This is a genomic window from Massilia genomosp. 1 (genome assembly GCF_011682185.1).
In the GTDB taxonomy this organism is placed as follows: domain Bacteria; phylum Pseudomonadota; class Gammaproteobacteria; order Burkholderiales; family Burkholderiaceae_D; genus Telluria_A; species Telluria_A rubra.
The window spans coordinates 1-25200 of the sequence record NZ_WHJF01000098.1 but is presented as its reverse complement, the minus strand read 5'-3'; the positions used below and the strand labels follow the sequence as shown (position 1 = coordinate 25200).

25 protein-coding genes and 2 pseudogenes are annotated in these 25200 nt (G+C 65.7%); 16 read left to right on the top strand and 11 right to left on the bottom strand.

Annotated elements, in window-relative coordinates; translation table 11 throughout:
- The 7 genes and pseudogenes from F1735_RS36840 to F1735_RS26565 form a co-directional block, all read left to right on the top strand.
- A pseudogene (locus F1735_RS36840) lies at positions 1-127 on the top strand (IS630 family transposase); the annotation flags it as partial.
- A 531-nt stretch (positions 128-658) separates the two neighbouring features.
- Positions 659-2068 (top strand): copper-containing nitrite reductase, encoded by a 1410-nt coding sequence (gene nirK / locus F1735_RS26590; RefSeq protein WP_167239736.1) that lies wholly within the window; start codon positions 659-661, stop codon positions 2066-2068.
- A 7-nt stretch (positions 2069-2075) separates the two neighbouring features.
- The gene (locus F1735_RS26585; RefSeq protein WP_167239735.1) at positions 2076-2873 is read left to right on the top strand and encodes a formylglycine-generating enzyme family protein; all 798 of its coding nucleotides are present in this window, start codon (positions 2076-2078) and stop codon (positions 2871-2873) included.
- Positions 2870-3460, top strand: coding sequence for an SCO family protein (locus F1735_RS26580; RefSeq protein ID WP_167239734.1), 591 nt, complete (start codon positions 2870-2872; stop codon positions 3458-3460). Before F1735_RS26585 ends, F1735_RS26580 begins: the two co-directional genes overlap by 4 nt.
- Positions 3461-3587: 127 nt before the next feature.
- Positions 3588-5603 (top strand): ribonucleoside triphosphate reductase, encoded by a 2016-nt coding sequence (locus tag F1735_RS26575; protein ID WP_167239733.1) that lies wholly within the window; start codon positions 3588-3590, stop codon positions 5601-5603.
- Between the two features lie 31 nt (positions 5604-5634).
- Complete coding sequence (nrdD, locus tag F1735_RS37545) at positions 5635-5829, top strand: anaerobic ribonucleoside-triphosphate reductase (RefSeq protein ID WP_167223376.1); 195 nt, start codon at positions 5635-5637, stop codon at positions 5827-5829.
- Entirely contained in the window at positions 5813-6529 is a 717-nt protein-coding gene (locus F1735_RS26565; protein ID WP_187364368.1) for an anaerobic ribonucleoside-triphosphate reductase activating protein, read from the top strand. The genes nrdD and F1735_RS26565 overlap by 17 nt, the downstream gene beginning before the upstream one ends.
- Before the next feature lie 112 nt (positions 6530-6641).
- Here F1735_RS26565 and F1735_RS26560 read toward each other — a convergent pair whose 3' ends face one another.
- The 4 genes and pseudogenes from F1735_RS26560 to ubiU form a co-directional block, all read right to left on the bottom strand.
- Positions 6642-7022: a putative zinc-binding protein gene (locus F1735_RS26560; RefSeq protein WP_167239732.1), complete on the bottom strand. Its 381-nt coding sequence runs from the start codon at positions 7020-7022 to the stop codon at positions 6642-6644.
- Between the two features lie 12 nt (positions 7023-7034).
- Positions 7035-7496, bottom strand: a pseudogene (gene ubiT, locus F1735_RS26555) (ubiquinone anaerobic biosynthesis accessory factor UbiT).
- A complete protein-coding gene (gene ubiV, locus F1735_RS26550) occupies positions 7493-8395 on the bottom strand; it encodes a ubiquinone anaerobic biosynthesis protein UbiV (protein WP_373888584.1) in 903 nt (300 codons plus the stop codon). Before ubiV ends, ubiT begins: the two are co-directional and overlap by 4 nt.
- A gap of 10 nt (positions 8396-8405) precedes the next feature.
- Positions 8406-9431 (bottom strand): ubiquinone anaerobic biosynthesis protein UbiU, encoded by a 1026-nt coding sequence (gene ubiU / locus F1735_RS26545; RefSeq protein WP_445081577.1) that lies wholly within the window; start codon positions 9429-9431, stop codon positions 8406-8408.
- 132 nt (positions 9432-9563) lie between these two features.
- Here ubiU and F1735_RS26540 point away from each other — a divergent pair, with 132 nt between their 5' ends.
- Genes F1735_RS26540 through F1735_RS26530 form a run of 3 tightly spaced genes read left to right on the top strand, consistent with a single transcriptional unit; the run spans position 9564 to position 11608 of the window.
- Entirely contained in the window at positions 9564-10028 is a 465-nt protein-coding gene (locus F1735_RS26540; RefSeq protein ID WP_167239729.1) for a hemerythrin domain-containing protein, read from the top strand.
- Complete coding sequence (locus F1735_RS26535; protein WP_167239728.1) at positions 10025-10276, top strand: DUF2249 domain-containing protein; 252 nt, start codon at positions 10025-10027, stop codon at positions 10274-10276. The genes F1735_RS26540 and F1735_RS26535 overlap by 4 nt, the downstream gene beginning before the upstream one ends.
- 3 nt (positions 10277-10279) lie before the next feature.
- A complete protein-coding gene (locus tag F1735_RS26530; RefSeq protein WP_167239727.1) occupies positions 10280-11608 on the top strand; it encodes a permease in 1329 nt (442 codons plus the stop codon).
- Here the strand turns inward: F1735_RS26530 and F1735_RS26525 are convergent.
- Complete coding sequence (locus F1735_RS26525; RefSeq protein ID WP_167239726.1) at positions 11545-12756, bottom strand: DUF1444 family protein; 1212 nt, start codon at positions 12754-12756, stop codon at positions 11545-11547. The genes F1735_RS26530 and F1735_RS26525 overlap by 64 nt on opposite strands.
- A 179-nt stretch (positions 12757-12935) precedes the next feature.
- Between F1735_RS26525 and F1735_RS26520 the strand changes: the two genes are divergently transcribed.
- Both F1735_RS26520 and F1735_RS26515 read left to right on the top strand, forming a co-directional pair.
- On the top strand, positions 12936-16985 hold the full coding sequence (locus F1735_RS26520) for a Pls/PosA family non-ribosomal peptide synthetase (protein ID WP_167239725.1): 4050 nt from the start codon (positions 12936-12938) through the stop codon (positions 16983-16985).
- A gap of 36 nt (positions 16986-17021) precedes the next feature.
- The gene (locus F1735_RS26515) at positions 17022-17636 is read left to right on the top strand and encodes a hypothetical protein (protein WP_167239724.1); all 615 of its coding nucleotides are present in this window, start codon (positions 17022-17024) and stop codon (positions 17634-17636) included.
- 226 nt (positions 17637-17862) lie between these two features.
- On the opposite strand, the gene F1735_RS26510 is transcribed toward F1735_RS26515, so the two are convergent.
- Complete coding sequence (locus tag F1735_RS26510) at positions 17863-18720, bottom strand: VirK/YbjX family protein (protein WP_167239723.1); 858 nt, start codon at positions 18718-18720, stop codon at positions 17863-17865.
- 370 nt (positions 18721-19090) lie between these two features.
- Between F1735_RS26510 and F1735_RS26505 the strand changes: the two genes are divergently transcribed.
- The 4 genes from F1735_RS26505 (at position 19091) to F1735_RS26495 (ending at position 22123) form a co-directional block, all read left to right on the top strand.
- Positions 19091-19639 (top strand): hypothetical protein, encoded by a 549-nt coding sequence (locus F1735_RS26505; protein ID WP_167239722.1) that lies wholly within the window; start codon positions 19091-19093, stop codon positions 19637-19639.
- A 98-nt stretch (positions 19640-19737) separates the two neighbouring features.
- A complete protein-coding gene (locus F1735_RS26500; RefSeq protein ID WP_167239721.1) occupies positions 19738-21609 on the top strand; it encodes a linalool dehydratase/isomerase domain-containing protein in 1872 nt (623 codons plus the stop codon).
- Positions 21609-21740 carry a hypothetical protein gene (locus tag F1735_RS37540; protein ID WP_267876701.1) on the top strand — a complete coding sequence of 44 codons (132 nt, stop codon included), beginning with the start codon at positions 21609-21611 and terminating at the stop codon, positions 21738-21740. Before F1735_RS26500 ends, F1735_RS37540 begins: the two co-directional genes overlap by 1 nt.
- On the top strand, positions 21737-22123 hold the full coding sequence (locus tag F1735_RS26495) for a diacylglycerol kinase family protein (RefSeq protein ID WP_166884570.1): 387 nt from the start codon (positions 21737-21739) through the stop codon (positions 22121-22123). Before F1735_RS37540 ends, F1735_RS26495 begins: the two co-directional genes overlap by 4 nt.
- On the opposite strand, the gene arsH is transcribed toward F1735_RS26495, so the two are convergent.
- The 5 genes from arsH to ureE all read right to left on the bottom strand — a co-directional run bounded on the left by arsH (position 22120) and on the right by ureE (position 25070).
- A complete protein-coding gene (gene arsH, locus F1735_RS26490) occupies positions 22120-22803 on the bottom strand; it encodes an arsenical resistance protein ArsH (RefSeq protein ID WP_167239737.1) in 684 nt (227 codons plus the stop codon). The two genes, F1735_RS26495 and arsH, sit on opposite strands and share 4 nt — an antisense overlap.
- Before the next feature lie 15 nt (positions 22804-22818).
- Positions 22819-23175, bottom strand: a complete 357-nt coding sequence (gene arsC, locus F1735_RS26485; RefSeq protein ID WP_167239720.1) for an arsenate reductase (glutaredoxin) — start codon at positions 23173-23175, stop codon at positions 22819-22821.
- Positions 23176-23266: 91 nt separating this feature from the next.
- Positions 23267-23881 carry an urease accessory protein UreG gene (gene ureG, locus F1735_RS26480; protein ID WP_167239719.1) on the bottom strand — a complete coding sequence of 205 codons (615 nt, stop codon included), beginning with the start codon at positions 23879-23881 and terminating at the stop codon, positions 23267-23269.
- A 23-nt stretch (positions 23882-23904) separates the two neighbouring features.
- Positions 23905-24570, bottom strand: a complete 666-nt coding sequence (locus F1735_RS26475) for an urease accessory protein UreF (protein WP_167239718.1) — start codon at positions 24568-24570, stop codon at positions 23905-23907.
- Positions 24567-25070 carry an urease accessory protein UreE gene (ureE, locus tag F1735_RS26470; protein WP_167239717.1) on the bottom strand — a complete coding sequence of 168 codons (504 nt, stop codon included), beginning with the start codon at positions 25068-25070 and terminating at the stop codon, positions 24567-24569. The genes F1735_RS26475 and ureE overlap by 4 nt, the downstream gene beginning before the upstream one ends.
- Positions 25071-25200 lie beyond the last annotated feature (130 nt).

Genomic DNA, 25200 nt, shown 5'->3' with positions numbered 1-25200 from the left:
ATATGTCGCGCACCACAATGCCAATCCGAAGCCATTTATTTGGACAGCAACTGCGCGCGATATCCTGCAAAAGGTAATTCGCGCCAACAGCCGCTTAAGCGGCAAACAGAATGCAACACTACACTAGTTAAAGGAAATCGAAGGCACTGAACAGCCGGCGTTATCCATTGCCGTCACTGAGACATGCGCCCAATGGCCCGGCTGTCAGCGCAAAGCGGCCGTCAGGACCGGTATCCACGCGCCCGCCATTGGTCGCATTCAGCGCATCGGGTTCGACATCCTGCATAGGCATCAGACGTTTTTCTACGCGGTCCAAGGCCCACAATCTTTCCATACCGCTCAAATACAGCCTGTCGTTGAACCAGGCGGAATCGACGTGATTATAGCCGGCCGCAATGTCGGCTTCGGCTACGCAAGCCCAAGTCGTTCCCCTACCGGCCCACACCTATCCATTCATGTCGGTGATATAGACCATTCCATCGCCGCCGCAGCACACCGTTCTTAAATCGGCAGCAATCGGAAACACGTGGTCGTGCCATCGAACCGTCAGAATGCCCGGAAATACAACCTACATCAAGGAATTTCCCGAACGCAAACCTTAGCATGCTGTTGACGGCTGCCTTTCGCAACGTCCAACAGAAAAAGAAAAGGTCTTATCATGCGCTCGCTTCCTCTCCGTCTCGCCGGCACCTGCCTCGCCACCGCTTCCGCCCTCTTCTCGCTGCACGCCCAGGCCGCCGAAGCGGCGCTGCCGGTCATCCATCAGGAACTGCTCGCGCCGCCCGCGCTGCCGCCGCAAATCACGCGCAAGACGCCGGCGCGCGTGGTCGTCAACCTGACCGTCGAGGAAATCGAGCGCGAAATCGCACCCGGCACGCGCTACACCTTCTGGACCTTCGGCGGCACCGTCCCCGGCAAAATGATCCGCGTGCGCGAAGGCGACACGGTCGAACTCAAGCTGCAAAACCTCTCCGGCAACAAGCTGCCCCACAATATCGACCTGCACGCCGTCACCGGTCCCGGTGGCGGCGCTGCGCAAACCCTGATCGCCCCGGGCAATCAAGCCAGCTTCACCTTCAAGGCGCTGGCCCCCGGCCTGTACGTCTACCACTGCGCCACCGCCCCGGTCGGCATGCACGTCGCCAACGGCATGTACGGCATGATCCTGGTCGAACCCAAGGAAGGCATGGCCAAGGTCGACAAGGAATACTACGTCATGCAGGGTGACTTCTACACCACCGGCGCCTACCGCGCTCCCGGCCTGCAAGGCTTCGACCTGCAAAAGGCCATCGACGAGCGCCCCACCTACGTGTTGTTCAACGGCGCCGACGGCGCACTCACCGGCCAGGGCGCGCTCGCCGCCAAGGCGGGCGACAAGGTGCGCATGTTCTTCGGCGTGGGCGGACCGAACACGGTATCGAGCTTCCACATCATCGGCGCCATTTTCGACAAGGTCTTCGCCGACGGCGGCTCGCGCTTCCAGGAAAACGTCCAGACCACGCTGGTGCCGGCCGGAGGCTCGACCATCGTCGAATTCGTCCCCAAAGTACCCGGCAACCTGACCCTGGTGGACCACTCGCTCACGCGCGCCTTCAACAAGGGCGCGGTCGGTTTGATGGCGATCAGCGGTCCCGAGCGGCTCGATATTTACGGCAAGGGCATCAAGACAGCGCTGAACGGCGCCAAGCCGCCCGCCGTTGCGGCCAAGGCGCCACCGGTGCCCGCAGCCACCAGCGCGCAGCGCGTGCGCGGCAAGGCGGTGTATGACAACACCTGCGCGGCCTGCCATCTGGCGGACGGCAAAGGCGTTCCGGGGGTATTCCCGCCGCTGGCCAACTCGGACTTCTTCCAGGAGCGGCCTTACGAAATGGCGCATATCGTGCTGCACGGCCGCAGTGGGGAGCTGGTCGTCAACGGCGAGCATTACAACTCGGTCATGCCGCCGCAGGACCTCGATGACGACGATGTCGCCGCCGTCATCAACTACGTCAGCACCGACATGAACGGCGGCAAAGCCGTCATCACGCCGGCCCAGGTCAAGCAGATGCGCCAGGTCAAAGCCAATTGAACGCGCGATGAAACGTCACCTGACCACCTTCGCCTGCGCGGCGATGTTGTGCGGCGCCGCCGCAGCCGGCCAGTACGCGGCGCTGCCCGGCGGCGAGCTGCGTTCCGTCATGCCGGCCGACGGCAAGGAGGCGCCGGCCATCGTGGCGCCGTTTTCGATGCGCACGGCGCTGGTCAGCAACGCCGAATTCCGCGACTTCGTGCTCGCGCATCCCGAGTGGCAGCGCGGCCAGGCGCCGGCCGTGCTGGCCGCGCCCACGTATCTGGCCGCGTGGCGCGGCCCTGCGGATCACGGCGCGCTGGCGCCGGATGCGCCGGTCACCAACGTCAGCTGGCACGCGGCGAACGCCTTTTGCGCCAGCGAGGGCGCGCGCCTGCCGCGCTGGCACGAATGGGAATACGCCGCAGCGGCCGACGCCACCCGCGCCGACGCCCGCGACGACCCGCAATGGCTGGAGCACATCCTCAACTGGTACGCCCATCCGGCCAGCACGCCGCCCGGACGGGTACGCGCCAATCCGCCGGACTATCACGGCCTGTACGACATGCACGGCCTGGTGTGGGAATGGGTCGAAGATTACAGCGCGCTGTTCGTCAGCGCCGACAGCCGCACCCAGGACCCGCGCAAGCAGCTCGATTACTGTGGCGGCGCGGCGCTGTCGCTGGGCGACCGCCGCAACTACGCGGTGCTGATGCGCATTGCGCTGCTGGCGGCGATGGAAGGCGCGCAGGATGGCGGCTACCTGGGCTTTCGCTGCGCACGCGGCGCGGCCACCGATGCACCCACACCGAAAGACTCTCCATGAACACCTTCAATCCGATGCGCCGCGCGCTGCTGCGCGCGAGCGTCCTTGCCGCCAGCTTCATCGCGGCCCCGCTGGCGCACGCCGATGCGCTGCCGCCCGACTCGCTGTACCGCCTGTCGGTCCCGCTCAAGGATAGCCTGGGGCGCCAGTTCGACTGGCGCGCGCTGGCCGGCCGGCCGCTGCTGGTGACCATGTTTTACGGCGACTGCAACGCGGCCTGCCCGGTCATCATCGAAAACCTGCGCCGCACGGTCGAACTGCTCAAACCCGCGCCCGGACGGCTGGCGGTGCTGATGGTCAGCCTCGACCCGCTGTACGACACGCCCGACTCGTTGGCCGGACTGGCAAAATCGCACAAGCTCGATCCCGCCATCTTCCGCCTGGCGGTGGCCGCCAACGAAACCCATACGCGCGCCTTGGCCGGCGCGTTGCAGGTCAAGTACCGCGCCGTCTCCAACGGCGAAATCAATCACACCACACGCGTCTGCCTGCTCGACGCCAGCGGCAAATTGCTGGCCGCAAGCACGCAACTGAGTCCGCTGCCCGATCCGGCCTTTGTCGCGCAAATCCGGCTGGCGCTCAAATAGGCGCCACGGCCGTCAAAAACCAACCTGGATCAAGGATTTTACAAGCGCTCAAAAACTCCGTTGACCACACTACATATAGTATTTAACCTCTCTCCATGCACTACATCTTGTGCCTCATGGAGAGCAAATGATTATTCCACCGCTTCACTTCCCCACCCACATCCGCAAGCGCGACGGCGCCGTCAAGCCGTTCGACGCCACCCGCATCGCCTCGGCCCTGGAGCGCGCCGCGCTGGCCAGCGGCGAGTTCGACGCCGACGCCGCCCATCTGCTGACCTGGAACGCGGTCCTGCCCGCGCTGTCCGCACTGGGCATCGACACCCCCGGCGTCGAGCAAGTCCAGGATGCGGTGGAGACGGCCCTGTTCGACGCCGGCCACCGCGCCACCCTGCGCGCCTTCGTGGTCTATCGCGAGCAGCACCACGGCCTGCGGCGCGACCGCAAAAGCCTGATCGACGTCGAAGCGTCGATGAACGAATACCTGGAACAGCGCGACTGGCGGGTCAACGCCAACGCCAACCAGGGCTACTCGCTGGGCGGGCTGATTCTCAATGTGTCGGGCAAGGTGATCGCCAACTACTGGCTCGATCACGTGTATCCGCCCGCCGTGGGCGCCGCCCACCGCAACGCCGACCTGCATATCCACGACCTCGACATGCTGGCCGGTTACTGCGCCGGCTGGTCGCTGCGCACGCTGCTGCACGAAGGCTTGAACGGCGTGCCTGGCAAGATCGAATCGGCGCCGCCGAAACACATGTCGAGCGCCATCGGCCAGATCGTCAACTTCCTCGGAACTTTGCAAAACGAATGGGCCGGCGCCCAGGCGTTCAGCTCTTTCGACACCTACATGGCGCCCTACGTGCGGGTCGACGGGCTCAGTTACGAGAGCGTCAAGCAGTACATCCAGGAGCTGATCTACAACCTGAACGTGCCGTCGCGCTGGGGCACGCAGACGCCCTTCACCAACCTGACCTTCGACTGGGTGTGCCCGGAAGACCTGCGCGAGCAGGTGCCGCACATCGCCGGCGCCGACATGCCGTTCACCTACGGCGACCTGCAGGTCGAGATGGACATGATCAACCGCGCCTACATCGAGATCATGATGACCGGCGACGCCAAGGGCCGCGTGTTCACCTTCCCGATCCCGACCTACAACATCACCGAGGACTTTGCGTGGAACAGCCCGAACGCGGAACTGCTGTTCGAGATGACGGCGCGCTACGGCCTGCCCTACTTCCAGAACTTCCTCAATTCGGAACTGAAGCCGAACATGATCCGCTCGATGTGCTGCCGCCTGCAACTGGACCTGCGCGAACTGCTCAAGCGCGGTAACGGCTTGTTCGGATCGGCCGAGCAAACCGGCTCGCTCGGGGTGGTGACGATCAACTGCGCGCGCCTGGGCTACCTGCATGCGGACGACGAAGAAGGCTTGCTCGACGCGCTCGACCGCCTGCTGGACCTGGGCCGCGACAGCCTGGAGATCAAGCGCAAGGTCATCCAGCGCCACATGGACAATGGCTTGTTCCCGTACACCAAGCGCTACCTGGGCACCTTGCGCAATCACTTCTCGACCCTGGGCGTGAACGGCGTCAATGAGATGATCCGCAATTTCACCTGGGGCGAGCACGATATCTCCACCGACTGGGGCCACGCCTTCGCCCTGCGCCTGCTGGACCATGTGCGCGCGCGCATGCTGGAGTTCCAGGACCAGACCGGCCATATGTACAACCTCGAAGCCACACCCGCCGAAGGCACCACCTACCGCTTCGCACGCGAGGACCGCAAGCGCCATCCGGACATCCTGCAGGCCGGCACCGACGCCATGCCCTACTACACCAACTCCTCGCAACTGCCGGTCGGCTTTACCGACGACCCGTTCGAGGCGCTGGAGCGGCAGGACCCACTGCAGCGCAAGTACACCGGCGGCACCGTGCTGCACCTGTACATGAGCGAGCCGCTATCCTCCGCCGACGCCTGCCGCCAGCTGGTCAAGCGCGCCCTCAGCCGCTTCGGCCTGCCGTACATCACCGTCACGCCAACGTTTTCGATCTGCCCCAAGCACGGTTACCTGGGGGGCAGCCACCCGTTTTGTCCCAAATGCGATCTGGACCTGATCGCGCGCAAGCAACGCGAACTTGCATGAACACGTTGCGTAACCACTAAAGGAGCTATCCATGTCAGACCTGAGCCAAGCCGTATTTTTCGCACCCCAAACCATCACCTTGACCGATGCCGAGCGCCAGCCCTGCGAAGTCTGGACCCGCGTGATGGGTTATCACCGTCCCGTATCGTCCTTCAATACCGGCAAGAAGGGCGAGTTCCACGAGCGTACCTGGTTCACCGAACGCGCCGTTGCGGCGCGCAGCTAGCGTGGGCGCCGGCGCGCTGCGGGTGGGCGGTGTCACCGCCTTTACCGCAACCGATTTCCCCGGCAAGCTGGCGGCCGCGGTGTTCATCCAGGGATGCCCGTGGCGCTGCGGCTACTGCCACAATCCGCACTTGCAGCCGCGCCAGCGCGGAGCGCTGGTCTGGGCCGACGTCATGGCCCTGCTGGTGCGCCGCGCCGGCTTGCTCGATGGCGTGGTCTTCAGCGGCGGCGAGCCGACCATGGACCCGGCCCTGCCGTTCGCGATGGCGGCCGTGCGCCAGATGGGGCTTGCGGTCGGGCTGCACACCGCGTGCATTTATCCGCGCCAGTTGAAGGCGGTGCTGCCGCTGCTCGATTGGGTGGGATTCGATATCAAGGCGCCGTTCGCGGCTTACCCGCGCGTGACCGGCGTGTCCGACAGCGGCGCGCCGGCGCGGGCCTGCCTCGAGATGATCGTCGACAGCGGCGTGGCGCATGAGTGCAGGACCACCCTGCATCCGGCCTTGCTGTCGGAAGCCGAGCTTGAAGACCTGGCGGAAACGCTGGCCGGCGCCGGCGTGCGTAATTACGCAATCCAGACCTTCCGCGCGCAGGGTTGCGCCGATGCCGGCCTGAACGCGACGGCGGGTGCTGTCATGGGCGAAGCGGCACTGCAACGCATTGGCGCGCGCTTCGATACCTTCGTACTGCGGCCCGCGTAAACCAGCGGGCAAGTTCCAATCACTTACGATCCGTCGTCCCCGCGAAGGCGGGGATCCATAGCACGTCTGAGCAGAGGTGGTATCGGTTCCCGCCTTCGCGGGAACGACGAATCTACGGGTGTCGTCCTAAAACCTTGGCATCGGTGTGCAACTGCGCGGCCAATTGATCGGCGTGTGCCTTGTCAAAATCCGCATGCATCTTCTTGCGCACCCCAAGTTCACTAAGCAGCACATGCTTGTCCGGCACCACCCCATGCTGCGCCAGGCACTGGCGCGCGCATGCGAGCGGACAGCCGTCGATCGCCAGCACCGGCCGGCCCGAGCGCGCCAGCTTGACCAGCGGCGCCACGCCGCCGCCCACGCCGGCGATGCACGACATTTCAGCCTCTCGACTGCGATCGAGCGCCAGCGCCAGGTAATTGGCCATCTGCGCCGCGCTCGAACACCCTGAACACGAATACACCAGCGGCAGCGCCGCCCTGTCGGTACCCATCATCGACCTCCTTTACACGGCAGAACCCCGGCACCAACGCGCCGGCAGCAAACGCTCCGGATCGAACAGCGCAACGTCAATCGCGTCGAGCGTGTTCTTCACCAGCAGCCCCAGTTCGGTGTCGCCCTCCATGCTCAAGCGACGTGCAAAAAACAGGGTGTCCGGATCTTCGCGCCGCTGCGCCAGCAGCAAAAAATCGCGCGCGCTGGCCCCGATCGACAAGTCCGGCGCCGGCTAGGCCGCCAGGGCCACGAAGCGCGATCCGCGCCAGCTCAGATCGAAGCGCACGCCGGCGTCAAGCACGCCGATGCTGATCGAGCGCCCCTCCAGCGCGGCGCGCACGTCGCCGGGCAGCTGCGGCCCGAGCACGCGGCTCAAGCCGGCGGCAAACAGCAGCGAGCCGGGAAAACGCGGCAAGCGGGCCAACAAACCGGCCAGCGGGGCCGGAACAGCCGGGTAAACGTGCTGCTTCATGCCGCCTCCCGCTTGTCGAACGCCATGCCCGGCTTGCCGTGCCAGTAGCCGTCGCACGCCGCCGCCGGCATCAACGGGGCCAGCCCGGCCAGCGCTTGGCCCGCGTCGACCTGGCCCCGGCGCGCGCGGTCGAACAGCGCGAGCACGGCCTCGGTATGCTGCGCCTGTGGACTGATGCGCAGCACGTCCACGCCCATCGACGCCAATACCGCCAGCTCGCCCAGCAGGTTGTACACCAGGTGCGACTGGATCTGGGTGCCGTTGAGGATCAAAAAGGTGTCGGCGTCGCGCGTGTACAGTTCCAGCCCGTCTGGATGGGCCATGCAGCTGAACTGGCAATCGTCCTTGCCCAGGTTGCGGTGGCGCGCCGTAAAGCAGCGCGCCGAAAACGCCAGCGGCATGCGGCCATACGCGAATACCTCGGTCTCGAGCCCCTTCGGCCGGCTTTGCTGCATCGCCGCCAGCGCGGCGCGCCCCATTTCGAGCGGCATGACCCAGCGCCGCGCGCCCAGTTGCGCCATCAGCGCCACGCTGTCTTCGTTGTACAGGTTCAGGTGCGGGCCGGCCACGAACGGCACGCCGCCGTCGAGGCAGTGTACGGCGCCGATGTCGTTCGCTTCGATCGCAAAGCGCCCGTTCGAGGTGAGCTTGCGCAGGTTGGTCAGGTCGCTGCTTGACTCGAGCAGCGCCTGGGTCGACAGCACCACTTCCTTGCCGGCGTCGGCCAGCATGGCGGCCAGCGACAGCCAGTCGGGCAGGCGCAGCTCATGGCGGCGCGAGCACACCGTTTCGCCAAGGTAGACGATATCGACCGGGCTTGCCGCCACCGTGTCGTAGAACGCCATCATCGTATCGCGCGGCCAGTAGTACAACACCGGGCCGAGGGCCAGTTTCATCATGCTGCCTCCCCTATTTCCATGAGCGGTGGTAGGCGCCCAGCGTATGCTGCTGCCCCTCGGCCACCTTGTTCAGATCCGCCATCCACGCCTGCCTGGCCGAAAAACGCATCGGACTGGCGCGGTACTGGTCGATCGCCTCGCGCCAGACGCGCGTTACCTGCGCCACGTACGCGGGACTGCGCTGGCGCCCTTCGATCTTGATGGCGGAGACGCCCAGCTCGATCAGCTGCGGCAGCAGTTCCAGGGTATTCAAGCTGGCCGGCTCCTCGATCGCGTAAAACTGCTCGCCGGCGACGTCGAAACGGCCCTTGCACAGGGTTGGATAGTTGGCCTGCTCGCCATCGGCGTAGCGGTCGATCAGAACGCCGCTCAGGCGCGCCTCCAGCCCGGCCGGCGTTTGCTGCCAGCGCACCGCCTTGGCCGGCGAGCACACGCCGTGGGTATTGGGCGATTCGCCGGTGGCGTAGGACGACAGCGCGCAGCGCCCTTCGACCATCACGCACAGGCTGCCGAAGCCGAAGACTTCAATTTCCACCGGCGTATTGCGTACAACCTGCTCCACCTGCCCCACCGACAGCACGCGCGGCAGCACGGCGCGGGCAATGCCGAAGTGGCGATGGAAAAAATTGATGGCCTCGTAATTGGTGGCCGAACCCTGCACCGACAGGTGCAGCCGCAGCGCCGGATAGCGCTCGGCGGCGTAGCGCATCAGGCCCGGGTCGGCCAGGATGATGGCGTCGATGCCGGCGCCGGCGGCGCGGTCGATGGCGCGCCGCCACAGGGCACCGGCGGACGGCTGCGGGTAGGTGTTGAGCGCCAGCAGCACCTTGCGCCCACGCGCATGGCTGTAGGCGATGCCCTGCTCGATGGCCGCTTCGTCGAAGTTCAGGCCCGCAAAATTGCGGGCGTTGGTCGCGTCGCGAAAACCCAGGTAGACGCAGTCGGCGCCGTTGTCCACGGCCGCCTTGAGGGCCGGCAGGCTGCCGGCAGGGCACACCAGTTCGAGCGGCGCGGCGCCGTCGGAAGAATTTGACATCATGTTCATTCGTCGTAAGGTGGGGACTGCACTGTAGCCCGGGGGCAGTCCGGAAATCTTTGACCTGCATCAAGGATTTCCAGACTGCGAAGCGGCGACAATGGCGCCATGCATAAACAGCAGGAGACCACGATGGACACAATCGGAAGCTATCTCGAAGCCGACCATGTGCGCTGCGACGCACTGTTCGCAGACGCGCGCCGCGCTGTGCGCAAGGGCCTGTGGCGCGAGGCCGGCAACTGCTTCGCCGCCTTCTGCCACGCGCTCGAACGGCATCTGCTGATCGAGGAGCGGATCGTTTTTCCGGCGTTCGAAAACGCCATCGGCGCCGCCAGCGCCCCCACCGCCGCCATGCGCAGCGAGCACCTGCGCATCCGCGGCGTGGCGCAGCGCTTGTCGAATGCGCTGCGCGAGCGCGATACCGAAGCGTTCCTCAATCATGCCGACACGCTGGGCATCGTCTTGTACCAGCACAGCGAAAAGGAAGAAGGCGTGCTCTATCCGATGATCGAGCGGGTGCTGGCGCCAAGCTGCCACAAGCTGGTGGCGGCCATGCAGGCGTTCGGGGCGATGGACCAGATGGCCAGCGCCGCATGAACGCCGCCGCGCCAACCGCGCAAACCCACCACATCGACGTGCGCGGCCTGGAGCCGCCCGAACCGCTGGAACGCGTGCTCGACGCGCTCGACCGCCTGCCCGAGGGCGATCACCTGTGCATGCTGATCGAACGCGAGCCGCGCCCGCTGTACCGCATCCTGGCGCACAACGGCTATGGCCACGCCACCTCCGCGCTGCCCGACTACCTGTACGAAGTGCGCATCTGGCGCCGCGTGCCGCTCGCCTGACGCATGCAGCGCACCCTCTCGCTCGAACAATCGGCGCCGCTCGGCGCGGTGCTGCGCTACTTTCTCACCACCCCGGTGTGCGCAATGCTGGCCGCCGCGCTGCTGCTATGGCAGGGCGCGCCGGCGCTGCTTTCGCGCTGGTCGCCCGCCACGCTGGCGCTGACCCACCTGCTCACCCTCGGCACCCTGGGCATGAGCATGGCCGGCGCCTTGATCCAGCTCCTGCTGGTGGTGGCCGGCGTCGCGCTGCCGCGCGCGCGCATGCTGGCGCCCGGCGTGCATGCGCTGCTGGCGGGCGGCACGGCGGCCTTGTGCTGCGCCTTCCTGATCACCCAGCCCTGGCTGTTCCGGCTCGCGCTGGTCCTGCTGCTGCCGGGCTTTGCGTGGCTGGTCGGCGCACTCACGGTCGCCTTGTGGCAGATGCCGCCGCCGGGCGCGCTCCCGATGACGGCCACCGTCCGGCTGGCGCTCGGCAGCCTGGTGCTCACGGTGTGCCTCGGCGCGCTGCTGGCATGCGCCTTTGCCTGGCCGGGAGCGGCCACGCCGCTGCCGCTGGTGCTGGTCACCGACCTGCATGCGCTGTGGGGTGTGTTCGGGTGGGCCGGGCTGCTGCTGGTCGGTGTCTCGTTCCAGGTGGTGCCGATGTTCCAGGTCACGCCGCTGTACCACAAGCGGCTGGCGCAGGTGCTCGGCGTGGCGATCTTTTTGCTGCTGGTGCTGTGGAGCGTGAGCGCTGCGGCGCTGCGCGCACGCCTGGCCTGGATCGACACGCTGGCCGGCGCGCTGGTTCTTGGCGCCTACGCCGTGTTCACGCTGGCGACCCTGCGCCTGCTGGCGCGCCGCAAGCGTCCGCAGGCCGACGCCATGACCCTGTTCTGGCGCCTGGCGATGGCCAGCATGCTCGCCTGCGCGGCGCTGTGGGTGCTGCCGTCGCAGCTGGCGGGCGACGGCCGCACCCTGGCCATGGGCGTGCTGATGCTGGTCGGTTTTTTGTACTCGACCATCAATGGCATGCTGTACAAGATCGTGCCGTTCCTGGTCTGGCGCGAGCTGCAGGAGCGCGCCGCCGATGGCCAGCGCGCGCCGGCCATCAAGACGCTCATCACCGACAGCGCGGCGCAGCGCCAGTTCTGGCTGCACGCGGCCGCCCTGGCCCTGCTGCTGGCGGCCTGCTGGTGGCCGGCGCAGCTGGCGCGTCCTGCCGCCGGGGCGATGTTCGCCTCGGCCGGCGCGCTGCTGCTTAACCTGGCGCTGGCGCTGCGGCGTGCTTACAGCGCGATGGCCGCCAGCGTGTCGCGCACGGCCTTGGGCGGAAACTCGGTCGTCCGATAACGCGGCGGGTAGCCGGCGTCGAGCAGTTTCAGTGCGCTGGTCTTGTCTGCCAGCTCATCCCATGGCAGCATCATCGTGTCGAGCAGCTGTCCACTGCCATCGAGCCGGATCAGCGCCACGATGTCGGTTTTCGGCAGCAAGCTCGACACGCCCTCGGTCCAGACGCTCATGGTCAGCACGCTTTGATCGGGGCGTTGCATCACCTGGAAACTGGCGACAAAGATATCGATGCCTTTACGTTCATGGAATTTTTCGAGCAGCTGTTTCTGCCCGGCGTAGTCGGACGCCATCGACTGCGACCACAGCGCCTTGAGGTTGCCGGCCACCGGTTCCTCGGGAACATACTGCACCGCGCGGCCCTTGTGAAAACGGTACATCAGCGCCGACACCTGCCGTCCCTCCTGGTCCGCATAGCGCTGCGCCAGTTCGGCCATCGCCAGCATCCCGGCCGGATTACTGGACGAGGTGGCGATCAGGCGTGCGCGCGTGGGTATCATCATCACCGGATCGGCGCCCAGGTTCAAGCGGTGTACGATGTCCGGCAGCAGCAGGCGCGAGGTGTCGTACGAATCGTTCCAGGCGCTGACAAACACGCCCGGCACCACCTCGTCGAAGCTGTCCACGCTGCGCTCGCGCAGATTGTCCAGCGCCACCGCCAGGCATTCCTCGACGCTCACGCCCCACTGCCTCAGGGTGGCCAGGTCGATCGGCTGGACCGTATGCTCGGTGTCGTAGGCCAGCATGAGCACCGCATCCTCGCTGAACGGGAGCACCGCCTGCGCGTTGTGCTTGTTGTCGTTGTCGGCCAACTGCGTCAGGCGCAGCACCTCGGGCATCGCGCGGCTGCGCAGGATCGGCATCAAGCCGTGCCTGGCCAGGGCGAACGTGGGCGGCATGACCGGCTGCGACAGCGCGGCGCTATAGCTGGCAAGGACCTGGTCACGTTCGCCCTTGCCGGCCCGGCAGTAATCGTTGTATGCGTTGTGCAAGTTGAGCACCAGGGCGTTGTCGGTGCCGATGGTGAGGCTGAACGCCGCCGCATCGAAGCGGATCGGCTGCGTCATGCCGCGCCTTCTGGCCGTGTCGGTCATCAAGGTGGCAAATTTGGCCGGGGTCGGCTTGGTGTTGAAGATGTCAAAAATTCCCACGGCAGTCTCGCCCATATTATTTACGTGCGGCAATTGTACCCGTCGGATCACCCGGGTGTCGCGGCCATTCTTAATTTTCCCTGATTAAAGAGCCGTGCGGTAACACGGCGCCTGCGAAATGTTATATCTTGACGTTTGGCGCCGAGGTCCCTCCGCGCCGTCTCAACCACGTGGTATAAATGCTCGAATTAACTTCGCTTTCCGACGCTCCTGTCGCCGCCCATCCCGACATTTTGTACGGGCCGGCCGAACCCTCCCTGCTGAAACACGAAATCCTGGCCGACCTGCTCGAAGCGAGCGCCCGCCGCGCGCCCGACCAGCTTGCGCTGATCTACCAGGAACGCCGCCTGAGCTACGCCGAACTGGACCGGCTGGCCGATATTGGCGCCTCGCGCCTGATCGGCCTGGGCGTGCGTCCCGGCCATATTGTCGGCCTGTGGATGATGCGCGGCATCGAATTGCTGGTTGCGCAAGCTGCCATCGCCAAGGCCGGCGCCGCCTGGCTGCCGGTCGACCAGGATACGCCGGTCGAGCGCCTCGCCGTCTGCGTGGACGACGCCAGCGCCGTGGGCGTGGTCACCAGCGCCGCCTTTGCCGGGCAACTGGCCGGCGGCGCCAGCGCCGCCTGGTGCGCCGAAGACTTGCTGGCCCCGCTGGCGGACGGCGAACGGCTGCAGCGCCGTGGCGAGGTCTCGCCCGACGTGCCCGCCTACGTCATCTACACCTCGGGCTCGACCGGCAAGCCGAAAGGCATATTGATTACCCAGCGCAGCATCTGCCACTTCTTGCGCAGCGAAAACGCGGTGCTGGGCGTGCGCGCCGAGGACCGCGTGTACCAGGGCTTTTCGGTGGCCTTCGACATGTCGTTCGAGGAAATCTGGATTTCCTACCTGGTCGGCGCCACGCTCTGGATTGGCCCCAAGGAAATTGCCGGCGACCCGGAAACCTTGCCGCGCATGCTGTCCGCCAACCGCGTGACCGTGTTGCACGCCGTGCCGACCCTGCTGGCCCTGTTCGCCGAAGACGTACCCGGCTTGCGCCTGATTAATCTGGGGGGCGAAATGTGCCCCGAATCCGTGGTCGAGCGCTGGGCCGCGCCCGGCCGCCAGATCTTTAACACCTACGGACCGACCGAGGCGACCGTCTCGTGCAGCCTGGCGCGCCTGGAGCCGGGGCGCACGATCACCATCGGCACCCCCTTGCCCAACTACGGCCTGCTGGTGATCGGCACTGAAAGCCCGATGCTGGCGCTGCAACCGCGCGGCGCCACGGGCGAATTGTGCATCACCGGCCCGGGCCTGGCCGCCGGCTACCTCGGCCGGCCCGACCTGACCGATGAAAAATTCCTGGCCAACCCCTGGGCCAGCGGCGCGCACGACGCGCGCCTGTACCGTACCGGCGACCTGGCGCGCATCGACGCCGACGGCGAAGTGCAGTGCCTCGGCCGCACCGACGACCAGGTGAAAATCCGTGGTTTCCGCGTCGAATTGGGCGAAATCGAAGCGGTGCTGGCCCAGCAAGCGGGGGTGGGCACGGTGGCCGTGCTGCTGCGCAAGGACGACGGCATCGACCAGCTGGTCGCTTACGTGGTGGCCGCCGCCGGCGCCAGCGACGAGTCGGTATCGAGCCCTGCCCTGCGCCGCGCGCTGGGAGAGCATTTGCCGGCCTATATGGTCCCGAGCCGCTACGAGATCTTGCCACTGATGCCACGCTTAACGTCGGGCAAGATCGACCGCAAGGCGCTCAAGGCCATGCCGCTGGCCACCCTGGCCGCCGCCGATGGCTCGGACCAGCCGGAAACCCCGGCCGAAGCAGCCCTGTTCAAGGCCCTGGCCGGCCTGTTCCCGGGCCAGCCGATCCGGCGCGAAGCCGACTTTTTTACCGACCTGGGCGGCCATTCCCTGTTCGCCGCGCGGCTGGCCTCGGCCTTGCGCGCCGATCCGGCGTTTGCCCACGTCACCGTGCGCGACATCTATCAGCAACGCCAGATCGGCAAGATCGCCATCGCCCTGATGGATGCGCCGGCCGCCGGCGCCGCCGAGCCGGACTGGACGGCGCCGTCCGCCACCCGGCGCTGGATCTGCGCTGCCGGCCAGGCGCTGGCCATTCCGCCGCTGGTCACCCTGCGCATGGCGCAGTGGCTGGCGCCCTTCTTCACGTATCACTTTTTCACCGGAGAACCGGGCGACTCGGTGGCGCGCGCGGTGGCGGCCTCGATCGGCGTGTTCCTGTTCGCCACCGTGATGGAATTCGTCATCGCGGTCGCCGGCAAATGGCTCATCGCCGGGCGCCTCAAGGCCGGGTCTTACCCGCTGTGGGGCTGGACCTATTACCGCTGGTGGCTGGCCGACCGCCTGGTCGAGTCGGCCCCGGTGTACCTGCTCAGCGGCTCCTCGCTGTACGTCTGGTGGCTGCGCGCGCTTGGCGCACGGGTCGGTAGCGAAGTGCTGGTCGGCTCCATGACCCTGCGCGTGCCGGACTTGCTCGACATCGCCGATGGCGTGAGCATCGGCAACGCCGTGAACCTCGAAAACGCCCGCGTCGATCGCGGCCGCCTGCTGCTGGGCGCCATTGCGCTTGGCGAAAACGCCTCGGTATCGTCCTACGCCGTCATGGAAGGCAACACCTCGGTCGGCGCGCTCGGCCACCTCGAAGGCCAGGCCGCCCTGGCCGATGGCGCCAGCGTGCCGCAAGCGCGCGTGTGGGGCGGCTCGCCCGCGCGCGACCAGGGGCCGTTCGTGTCGACCCTGCCGCCGCGACCGAAGGTCAGCCCTGCGCGCCTGGCGGGCGAAGCGGTCTTCTTCGTGTTCGGCATCTTGCTGGTGACCACGGTGTTCTTCATGCCGGTGTTCCCGAGTTTTGTCTTGATCGACTGGCTCGATGAAATGGAAGTCATGCCCTGGCTGCAAGGCAATCAGGTCATGACCCAACTGGTGCGCTATTTCCTGCTGGCGTTTCCGGCTTCCGCCGTGCTGATCGTGCTGACCGCGCTGGTCTCGGCCGCGATCCGCTGGGGCGGCTTGCCGCGCCTGAAACCGGGCCGCTCCGCCGTCCACAGCAATATCTATTGCGCAAAGTGGCTGGTGAGCCATATCCAGGAATCCAGCCTGAACGTCCTGCACGGCATTTATGCAACCGTGTTCGCGCCCTTCTGGTATCGCCTGCTGGGCGCCAAGGTCGGGCGCGATGCCGAGATTTCGACCGCCCTCGGCGTGGTGCCCGACATGCTGACCCTGGGCGACGAAACCTTCATCGCCGACGCCGTCATGCTTGGCGACGAACACATCGACGGCGGCTGGATGACCATGCAGGCGACCGTGGTGTCGCACCGCAGCTTTGTCGGCAACGGCAGTTACATTCCCGATGGAACCATCTTGCCGGAACGCGTGCTGGTCGGCGTACACACCCATGCGCCGGACAACGCGCGCATGGCCAGCGGCGACACCTGGCTCGGTTCGCCGGCGATCCACTTGCCGGCGCGCGAGCAGGTCAGCGGCTATCCCGAATGGCTGACCTACCGGCCATCGGCGCTGCGCCGCGTCGGGCGCACCCTGGTGGAAACTTTCCGTATCGTGGCGCCGCACGCGCTGGTGATTGCGGTCGGCTACACGGTGGTGCTCGACGTCATGCCGACCGCGGCCGCCGGGCTGTGGGGCGAGGTGATCGCCGACCTGGCGCTGGCCGGCCTGGTGTACGGCATCGGCAACTTCGTGTTCGTGCTCACGCTCAAATGGCTGCTGCTGGGCCACTACCGCAAGCGCTCGGCGCCGATGTGGACGCCGTTCGTGTGGCTGTCGGAAGGCGTGACCAATCTGTACGAAGGCATTGCCGTACCGAACTTCATGCGCTATCTGCGCGGCACGCCGTGGCTGCCGGTCGCGTTCCGCTTATTGGGATGCAAGATGGGGCGCGGCGTGTATCTGGACACCACCGATATCACCGAGTTCGACTGCGTCTCGATCGGCGACTACAGCGAGCTCAACGCGTTCGCCTGCCCGCAGACCCACCTGTTCGAAGACCGCGTGATGAAGATTGATCATGTCGAGATCGGCAGCAAGGTCACGATGGGGCCGCGCAGTGCCGTGCTCTACAGCGCCAAAATCGGCGACAACGCCCGCCTCGGCCCGCTGACCCTGGTGATGAAGGGCGAGCACATTCCGGCAGGCACCAGTTGGGCGGGTTGCCCGGCGGCGCCCGCGCGTGTTGCAAGTGCGACCTCGGCAACATAAACTGTCAGACTCATTCCTGTTACCAGAAAGCACCCCATGTCGAACCGCGCAGTCCTGTTAAACACCTCAGTCCTGACCAGCAACCCGTTTGCGCTGGCCCGTGATCTGGACAAGCCGGGAAACAGCTATGCGGAGGTGGCCGAAGCATCCTACGCGATCCCCATCCCCTGGTTTTTCTGCTTCAAGGCGGACGATCTCCAGATGGTGACGGTCGAGCTCGATGAAGATGAGGACGAGGACGAGGAAGCAATCGAAGTCGGCTTGCCATGCACCACCGTCGCCGAGGCGATTGAAAACATGTCGCAAGCGCTGCCGCACTTCGAAGCGATCGCCGGCGATCCGGCATTGGGCAAGGCATATTGGCAAAACGCGATGGTTGCGCTCAACGCCCTGCCGCTTCCGTATTTGACCATGAATCCGCTCGAGATCATGTTCATGGGCGACCCGCTCGACTACGCCGAGGAAATGGCGCAGGCATTCGAGGGCGATGCAGCGGCAATCGCGCAGATCAAAAACCTCGCGGGCTACACCGATGGTATTGCGCCCTACACACCGGACGTGGCGGAGGGTAGGCGCGGCGCCGGCCTGGACGATGTCCGCCTCGCCAATTCGGTCGCGCTGCACGGCAGCTTCCACGCCGCGCCCGGCTGACACGGACGATGCAGGGCGCGCATCTTGCGACTGGCGCCACCAGCGTCCCTGACTTGATCCGCCTCAAACCGGGGTCAGACCCTAATGGCGTTAACTTAAGACCCGTCATTCCCGCGTAGGCGGGAATCCAAGGCATCTTAGTTGAGCGACGGTGCCTTGGATTCCCGCCTACGCGGGAATGACGGTTTTTTACCGGCATTAGGGTCAGACCCCGGTTTGAGCTGGATCAAGGATTGAGCGGCTTGCCCAGGCTGGCCACCAGCGCATCGGCCAGTTCCAGCACCACCGCATGCCGCTTGCGCGCTTCGGAGCGCTTTTTCGACTGGATTTGCTCCATGTCCGGTTCCGGCACCGGCTCGCAGGCAATCGTATAATCGCCATCGGCGCGCCGCTCGGCTCCCAGCTCGTTCCACATCTGGTCGTAGTCGGCCATGACCTTGCCACGGCGAATCGCACCGTGTACGACCCGGTTTGCATTGCCAACCAGCCGCACGCGATTGCATCCGACAGCATGGCCCAACTGCCGCACCAGGGTCACCAGCAAATGCTTGGGCCGCGCGCCGTGCAACTCGCGCGTTGCCGTGCGGATCGCTTCGAGCCCGTCGCTACCCTTCGGACCCTGGATGCAGCCGATGCACACGATCTGCTGCCCTTCTTCTTCCGCAAAGGTGAACGCCAGCGAAAACACCGGCGTGCCGCCGTCGCACAACTGCAACACCAGTTCGCCTTCGCGTTCCATGGTACACACGGCGCGCAGTTGCAGCTCATACGTCGTGCCGGTTTTGCCCTCGACCGATCCAAGCACTACGCCAGCGCGTGCGGCCGCGACGATCAGCGGCCCCATTCCACGGCTGAACACAAAGCCATAATGCGTCGCCAACACGCGCAGGCGCGCTTCGGCGCACAGCACATTGCTCATGTAGGGGCGATAGATTTTGTACAGCAGCTTCGGCGAATCGCGCACCAGGTCGCAAAAGACCGGATGCGCATTGAGCACGCGCAACCACTGGGCGGTGACGCGCCGGTGCATCAGCGCTCGCGCCTGCAGCTTGAGGCGCTCGCGCCAGTATTGCAATGCCGGCAAGGTCTCCGGGACGCCTGAACGGAGGCTGATCGTTGGCGTCAGGAAAACTGTCTCAAGCCCTCCTGCGAAAGGGCCGTCTTGAAAATTCATTACTTGACTCCGCTAACAATCAGAAACAATGCAAGCGGGTGTTTCCAATGAAAAACTACCGTTGCAGTGATCTTCTATTGTAAATTAAAAGCGCGGGGGTAAATACATTTAATTTCCGTTTGGATATATAAGGCCGACATCAGTGAGGTGTTCGATATCGGCTGCCGCAAGAACGGCCGCTTGCGCGTGACTCCGGTCTGCGCTTATCCTTGCCCAATATGACATTCAGCTTACATTTCTCACGTTCAACCATGTGTGCGCGCAACTGCGGAGAGTACGCATGATCAATATCGACGGTGCATGGTTCGACCGGTCTATCCGCCATTTTACTTTCGCCGGAACACGCGATATCGCTCGCATGGACGAGCTGGAGAAGCTGTGCGAGCTAAGCCACCTGCGCTCTGCGTGCTTTAGCGGTACCAAGCTCAACGATGCCGGGCTTGCCTGCCTCGCGAAAGCGAAAAGCATTGAGGACCTGAACCTGCAGTGGACGCATATCAGCAACCAGGGCCTGGCGCACCTTGCCGCCCTGCCACGCCTGACCAGCCTGCGGCTGAAGGAAAATGATCAGCTCACCAACGACTGCATCGTGTACCTGCTCAAGCTCGACAATCTGGTCGATCTGCAGATTCACGGCACCTCGATTAACCAGTCCGGCCTGGACCGACTGGCGCCGATGACGCAATTAGCGCATATGTGCATCGCCCGGGACGGAGACAATTTTTCACGCCCGGCGCTGCTGGCATTGTCGCGACACATGCCCTGGTGTTCGATATTGGTCAAGGGCAATGGCGAATTCTATGATGGCAGCTTCGATGGCACATGGTAGCCATGCCAATGCCTTCAAACTCATCCAATCCTGGGCGGCAACAAATTTACTTGCGGCATTTCAAGTAAAATGATGCTTTATCCGACCGGCCGGCAGGAATGAGCTCTCACGACACCGATATCGTTCCCCTGCCACCTTACCAACGCCTGTTCCTTCTCTATCTGCTGATGCTCGGCGCAGGAATGGCCTTGCTGTTGCTGACGCACCAGGACCAGCTGCGCATCCTGGGCATGGGCCTGATCCTGCCCGGCGGCGGCTTTCTCGCCCATGCCGACATCTGTACCGCCAGCGGCGTCGGGCACCTGCTCGCGGCCGCGGCCGGCATGACCACCTTCGCCTTCGCGCTGCTGCTCTGGTTCGGCACCGGCAATATCCTCGCGCCGCCCGTGGCCTGGCTGGGCATGGCCGCGGGCGCGGCCACCATGCGCCACGGCGCGCTGCGGGCAGCGACCATCGACATGGTGTTCTCCGCACTGGCCCTCGCTTTCGTGACACTGGCCCTCGCCATGGCCGCCCGCTTCGCCCTCGCGCGCCGCCAGCGCAAGATCGACAACGCTTACCTTGCCGGTCAATCGGAGCGCTTGCGCCACATTTTCAACGCCGCTCCCGACACCGGCGATGCGCCCGAAATGTCGCTCGATCACCTGCGGCGCCTGCGCTTTGCCCTCGACCGCGCCCTGCAAGCGCTCGACCAGTTCAACGGCTTCGAAAAAATCGACCAGTTCCAGACTGCCGCCACGCGCTACCAGTTGAACTTTCTCGCCTACGGCGTGGCGCTCACGCAAGCGCGCTACACGCCGGCGTTTCGCGGCTACATGCACGCGGCCCAGATCGCGCTGCTCGACAAACAGGCGCAGCACCGGGTCTGGTCGTACTGGGGACTGGAAAACCTGTGGGGCAACCTGCGGGCCGACCCGGACCCGATCGCACGCGAGAACATCATGTACACCGGCTTCGTGGCGCTGCAAATGGCGCTGTTCAGTGCCAGCACCGGGCGCCGCGATTTCTCCGAAAGCGGCCGTTTTACGCTCACCCATCCATCGGGGCGACGCTACGCGCACGATGCCGGCTCGCTGGTGCGGCGCCTCGAACACGAATATACGACCTCGCCCTACTACCTGATCGCCTGCGAGCCGAATTGGGTCTACCCGCTGTGTAACGCCATCGGCGCCAGCGCCATCATGGCCTTCGACGCCCAGCATGGCGAGCAGCGCTGGCCCGCCCGCGCGCACGACTTCCGCCACAACCTGGAAGCCGAATTCCTCGACGGTTTCGGCCGGTATGTCCCATGCAAGTCGGCGCGCACCGGCCTGGCCCTGCCGGCCATCGGCGGCGCGATGCCGCTGGCGATGCCATGCTTCTTCCTGAACGTGGTCGCCCCCGACCTGGCGCGCCGCCAGTGGCTGCTGCTGCGGCGCCAGTTGTTCGGACCCGATGGCGCCTTGCGCCGCCGCGCCTTCTGGCCTATCGACACCGGCAACTACGGTTTCTCGCGCGCCAGCGCCTACAGCGCCACCGCGCTGGCGGCGGCGGAACTGGGCGACAGCGCCGTCTACGACGCCTGCATGGCCGCGCTGGAAGCGCAGTGCCCGAGTGTGCTCAAGGATGGCGTGATCCACCGCTTGCGCGCCTCGGTCTGGGCGCACGGCGTCGAGTTGATGGCGCGGGCCGGCACGCGCGATGGCTTTCGCCGGGTGATCGGCGATCCGCCCCTGGTGGCGGGGCCGCAGCTCGATGCGCTGGCGTATCCCGACATCCTGGTCGCCAGCGCGCATGCCGACGGCGATGGCTTGCGCGCGGTGCTGTACGCCGACGGCGTCCACGTGATTGGCCTGGTCGGCCTGCGGGCGCACGGCCAGTACCTTGCCAACGGTGTTAGCGTCACGGCCGACGCCAGCGGCAAGGCCAGCGCGAGTATCGCGTTCGCCGGCCGCACAAACCTGCACGTACAAGTCCAGGGAGGCAGATAATGGCATGCTGCGTCCTGCTGGCCGCTGTGCTGGGTGCCATTGCCGCGGTCACGTCGTGGCTGGCCAAGCCGGCGCGCCGGCCCGGCAAGGCGCAGGACTGGCGCTTGATCAAACCTACGGATACACCATGAACGAGACCAAAAACGTCGCTACGCCGCAGCGCTTTTCGCTGGCGGCCCGCTCCAAAAGCTTTGGCTACGCCATCGCGGGCATTGTCTTCATGCTCAAGACCCAGCACAACGCCTGGCTGCACCTGGCCGCCAGCGTGATCGTGGTCGGCCTTGGGCTGTACTTCAATGTCAGCAGCGCCGACTGGCGCTGGCTGGTCGCGGCCATGGTGGCGGTGTGGGTGGCCGAAACCATCAACACGGCGGTCGAATACGTGTGCGACGTCGTCTCGCCCGGCTACGCCATCGCGGTCAAGCACGCCAAGGACATCGGCGCCGGCGGCGTGCTCATTGCCGCCGCCGGCGCGGTGCTGATCGGCGCGCTGACTTTCTGGCCCTACCTTTAGACGCTGCGCAGGGCGGCGTCCCGACGTTCGCTGTAGCGGTCCACCAGGTAGTCGCTGCGCTCGCGCAGCAGCAAGGTGAACTTGAACAGCTCTTCCATCACATCGACCACGCGGTCGTAAAACGGCGATGGCTTCATGCGCCCCGCCTCGTCGAACTGCTCGTAGGCCTTGGGCACCGACGACTGGTTCGGTATCGTCACCATGCGCATCCAGCGCCCCAGCAAACGCAGGGTGTTGACGGTATTGAAGGACTGCGAACCGCCCGACACCTGCATTACCGCCAAGGTGCGTCCCTGGGTCGGCCGGGTGGAACCGACTTCCAGCGGAATCCAGTCGATCTGGTTTTTCATCACCGAGGTAATGGCGCCATGCCGCTCCGGGCTGCACCACACCTGCCCTTCCGACCAGAGCGACAAGGCGCGCAGCTCGGCCACCTTGGGATGGGTGAGCGCTTCGCTGTCGGTCATCGGCAGGCCGTGCGGGTCGAAAATGCGTACTTCCGCGCCCATGTGCGCCAGGATGCGCGCCGCTTCTTCGGTCAGGAAGCGGCTGAACGAGCGCTCGCGCAGGGACCCGTACAGCAGCAGGATGCGCGGCGGATGATCGAAAGGCGCCGGCGGCGCCAGCTTGTCCAGCGTCGGCAGGTCGAACTGCGCTTCGCCCAGGTTGGGCAGGCTCATGTCCTTGAGGTCCATTCAGGCCCCCTTCGGCGGCAAGATATCGCGCACCAGATCGCCGGGACGGCACAGGCGCACGCCCAGCGGCGTGACCACGAACGGGCGGTTGATCAGGGTCGGATGGGCCACCATGGCGTCCAGCAGGGCATCGTCGGCGGCATCGGCCAATCCGAGGTCGGCGTATTCCCGCTCCTTGGTGCGCATGGCGTCGCGCACCGCCAGGCCCGCACGCGAGATCAGCTCTTTCAGCACGGCGCGCGTGGGTGGCTCGACGAGGTAATCGATGATCTGCGGATCGACGCCGCTGGCCTGGACCAGTTCAAGGGCGCGGCGCGAGTTGCTGCAGCGCGCGTTGTGGTAAATCGTAATGGTCATGGCGGATTCGCGCGCAATGCGGGCTCGTTTTGATGATTCAATAATAGTCGAAATGACCCATCAAGACAAGCCGCCGCCCTGGCCGGGCCAGTCATCCGGCATCGAGCAGGCCCTGTTCGCGGATAAAGGCCACCACGGCGTCCACGCCTTCGCCGCTGCGCAGGTTGGTGAAAATGAAGGGGCGCTCGCCGCGCTGCTGCTTCGCGTCGTGCGCCATGACCGCGAGATCGGCCCCCACGTGCGGCGCCAGGTCGGTCTTGTTGATGATCAGCAGATCCGAGCGCGTGATGCCCGGACCGCCCTTGCGCGGGATCTTCTCGCCGCCGGCCACGTCGATCACGTACAGGGTCAGGTCCGACAATTCGGGGCTGAAGGTGGCGGCCAGGTTGTCGCCGCCGGACTCGATCAGGATCAGGTCCAGCCCGGGGAAATCGGCCTGCATGCGCGCGATGGCTTCCAGGTTGATCGAGGCGTCTTCGCGGATTGCGGTGTGCGGGCAGCCGCCGGTTTCCACGCCCATCAGGCGCTCGGCCGGCAGCGCGCCGGCGCGCAGCAGGATGTCCATGTCTTCGCGGGTGTAGATGTCGTTCGTGATGACCGCCATGTCGTATTCATCGCGCATGCTTTTGCAGAGCATTTCGCACAAGGCGGTCTTGCCGGAACCAACCGGGCCGCCGATGCCGACCCGCAGGGGATTCGATGTCATTTTCTGTCTCTCTTCCTGGTTAATCATGATCGGTACAACCTGCCGTGCTGCGCCTCGTGCCGCATCGACAGCATCGACAGGCCGGGCGACCAGTTCGACATCTCCTGGTCGCCCAGCGTTTGCGCGCGGCGCGCCGCTTGTTCGATGTTTGCGCGCAGCGACAGCAGCATGCGCTGGCCCGCCACCTGCCCCAGCGGCACCGACTTGACGCACACCAGCACCTGGTTTTCAATCCAGGAGAACAGCATGGCCAGCAGCGCTTCCTCGTGCGGTATGCCAAGGGCGTCGACCGCGCAGGCAAAGGCGGTCGGCAGCGCCACCTCGGGGCCGAGCGAGGCCACGTCGGCCACGCCCAGCTCCGCGATCAGGCGCGTGAGCGAGTAGCCCATCTGGATGGTCTCGGCGCGGAACTCGGCACTGTCGCGCGAGGCCAGGAAACGCTCGCTCCACAAGGCCACCGAGGCGTCGTCATGCGCCTCGAAGGCCTTGAGCAGGCGCCAGAACAGCGGCGCATCCCACTGCGCCACCACCTCGTCGAGGTGACGCGCGATCCACGCGCGGGCGCTGCCGGCGTCCGTCACCAGGCCGGCGTCGAACGCCGCTTCCAGCCCTTGCGAATAGCTGTAGCCGCCGATCGGCAGCGCCGGGCTGACAAACTGCAGCAAGTGCAGCAGCGCGCTGGCGTTCATGCCGACGCCGGGTCGCCCGGCCGGTGGATCTTCTGGCGCAGCGGCACGGGCGCCAGCGGATGGCCATCGTGGCCGTGGCTGTGCCCTGCACCTGCATACGCCCCCGCTTCCGGCTCGAACGGCGCGTTCTCTTGCTCCACGCGCGCGCCCAGGCCCTCCACCATCTCCTTGAGCACCGGATCGACCCGGATGCGCAAGAAGCCCTCGCCGATCTGGGCCTGCGTATGCCGGTTCCCCAGATGAAAAGCGCAGCGCGCCATGATCAGCGGCGTGCCGCAGCGGACCACGTAGGTCGCTTCGCTGGCGGCGACAACGCGCACCACGCGCCCTTCGGCTCCCGTCAAGAGCTCGCCGTCGCGCAGCACCGTGCCGCGCACCATGAACAGCGCCACTTCCTCGCCGGACGCCAGGCGCGCGCGCAAGCGGCATTTTTCGCGCTGGTCGTAGCCCAGCACCAGTTCATCGTCGATGCGTTCGGCCTGCGCCAGCTTGGTATGCAATGTGTAAGCGGTCGCTCAGCGGCGTTATTGCGCGACCCGATGGCGATCTGGAGAATGCATCCCTGGTGACAAACGAATCCCAGGGAGATGGCAATGGACGCAGGTAAGCGGGCAGTCAAGCGGGTGAACA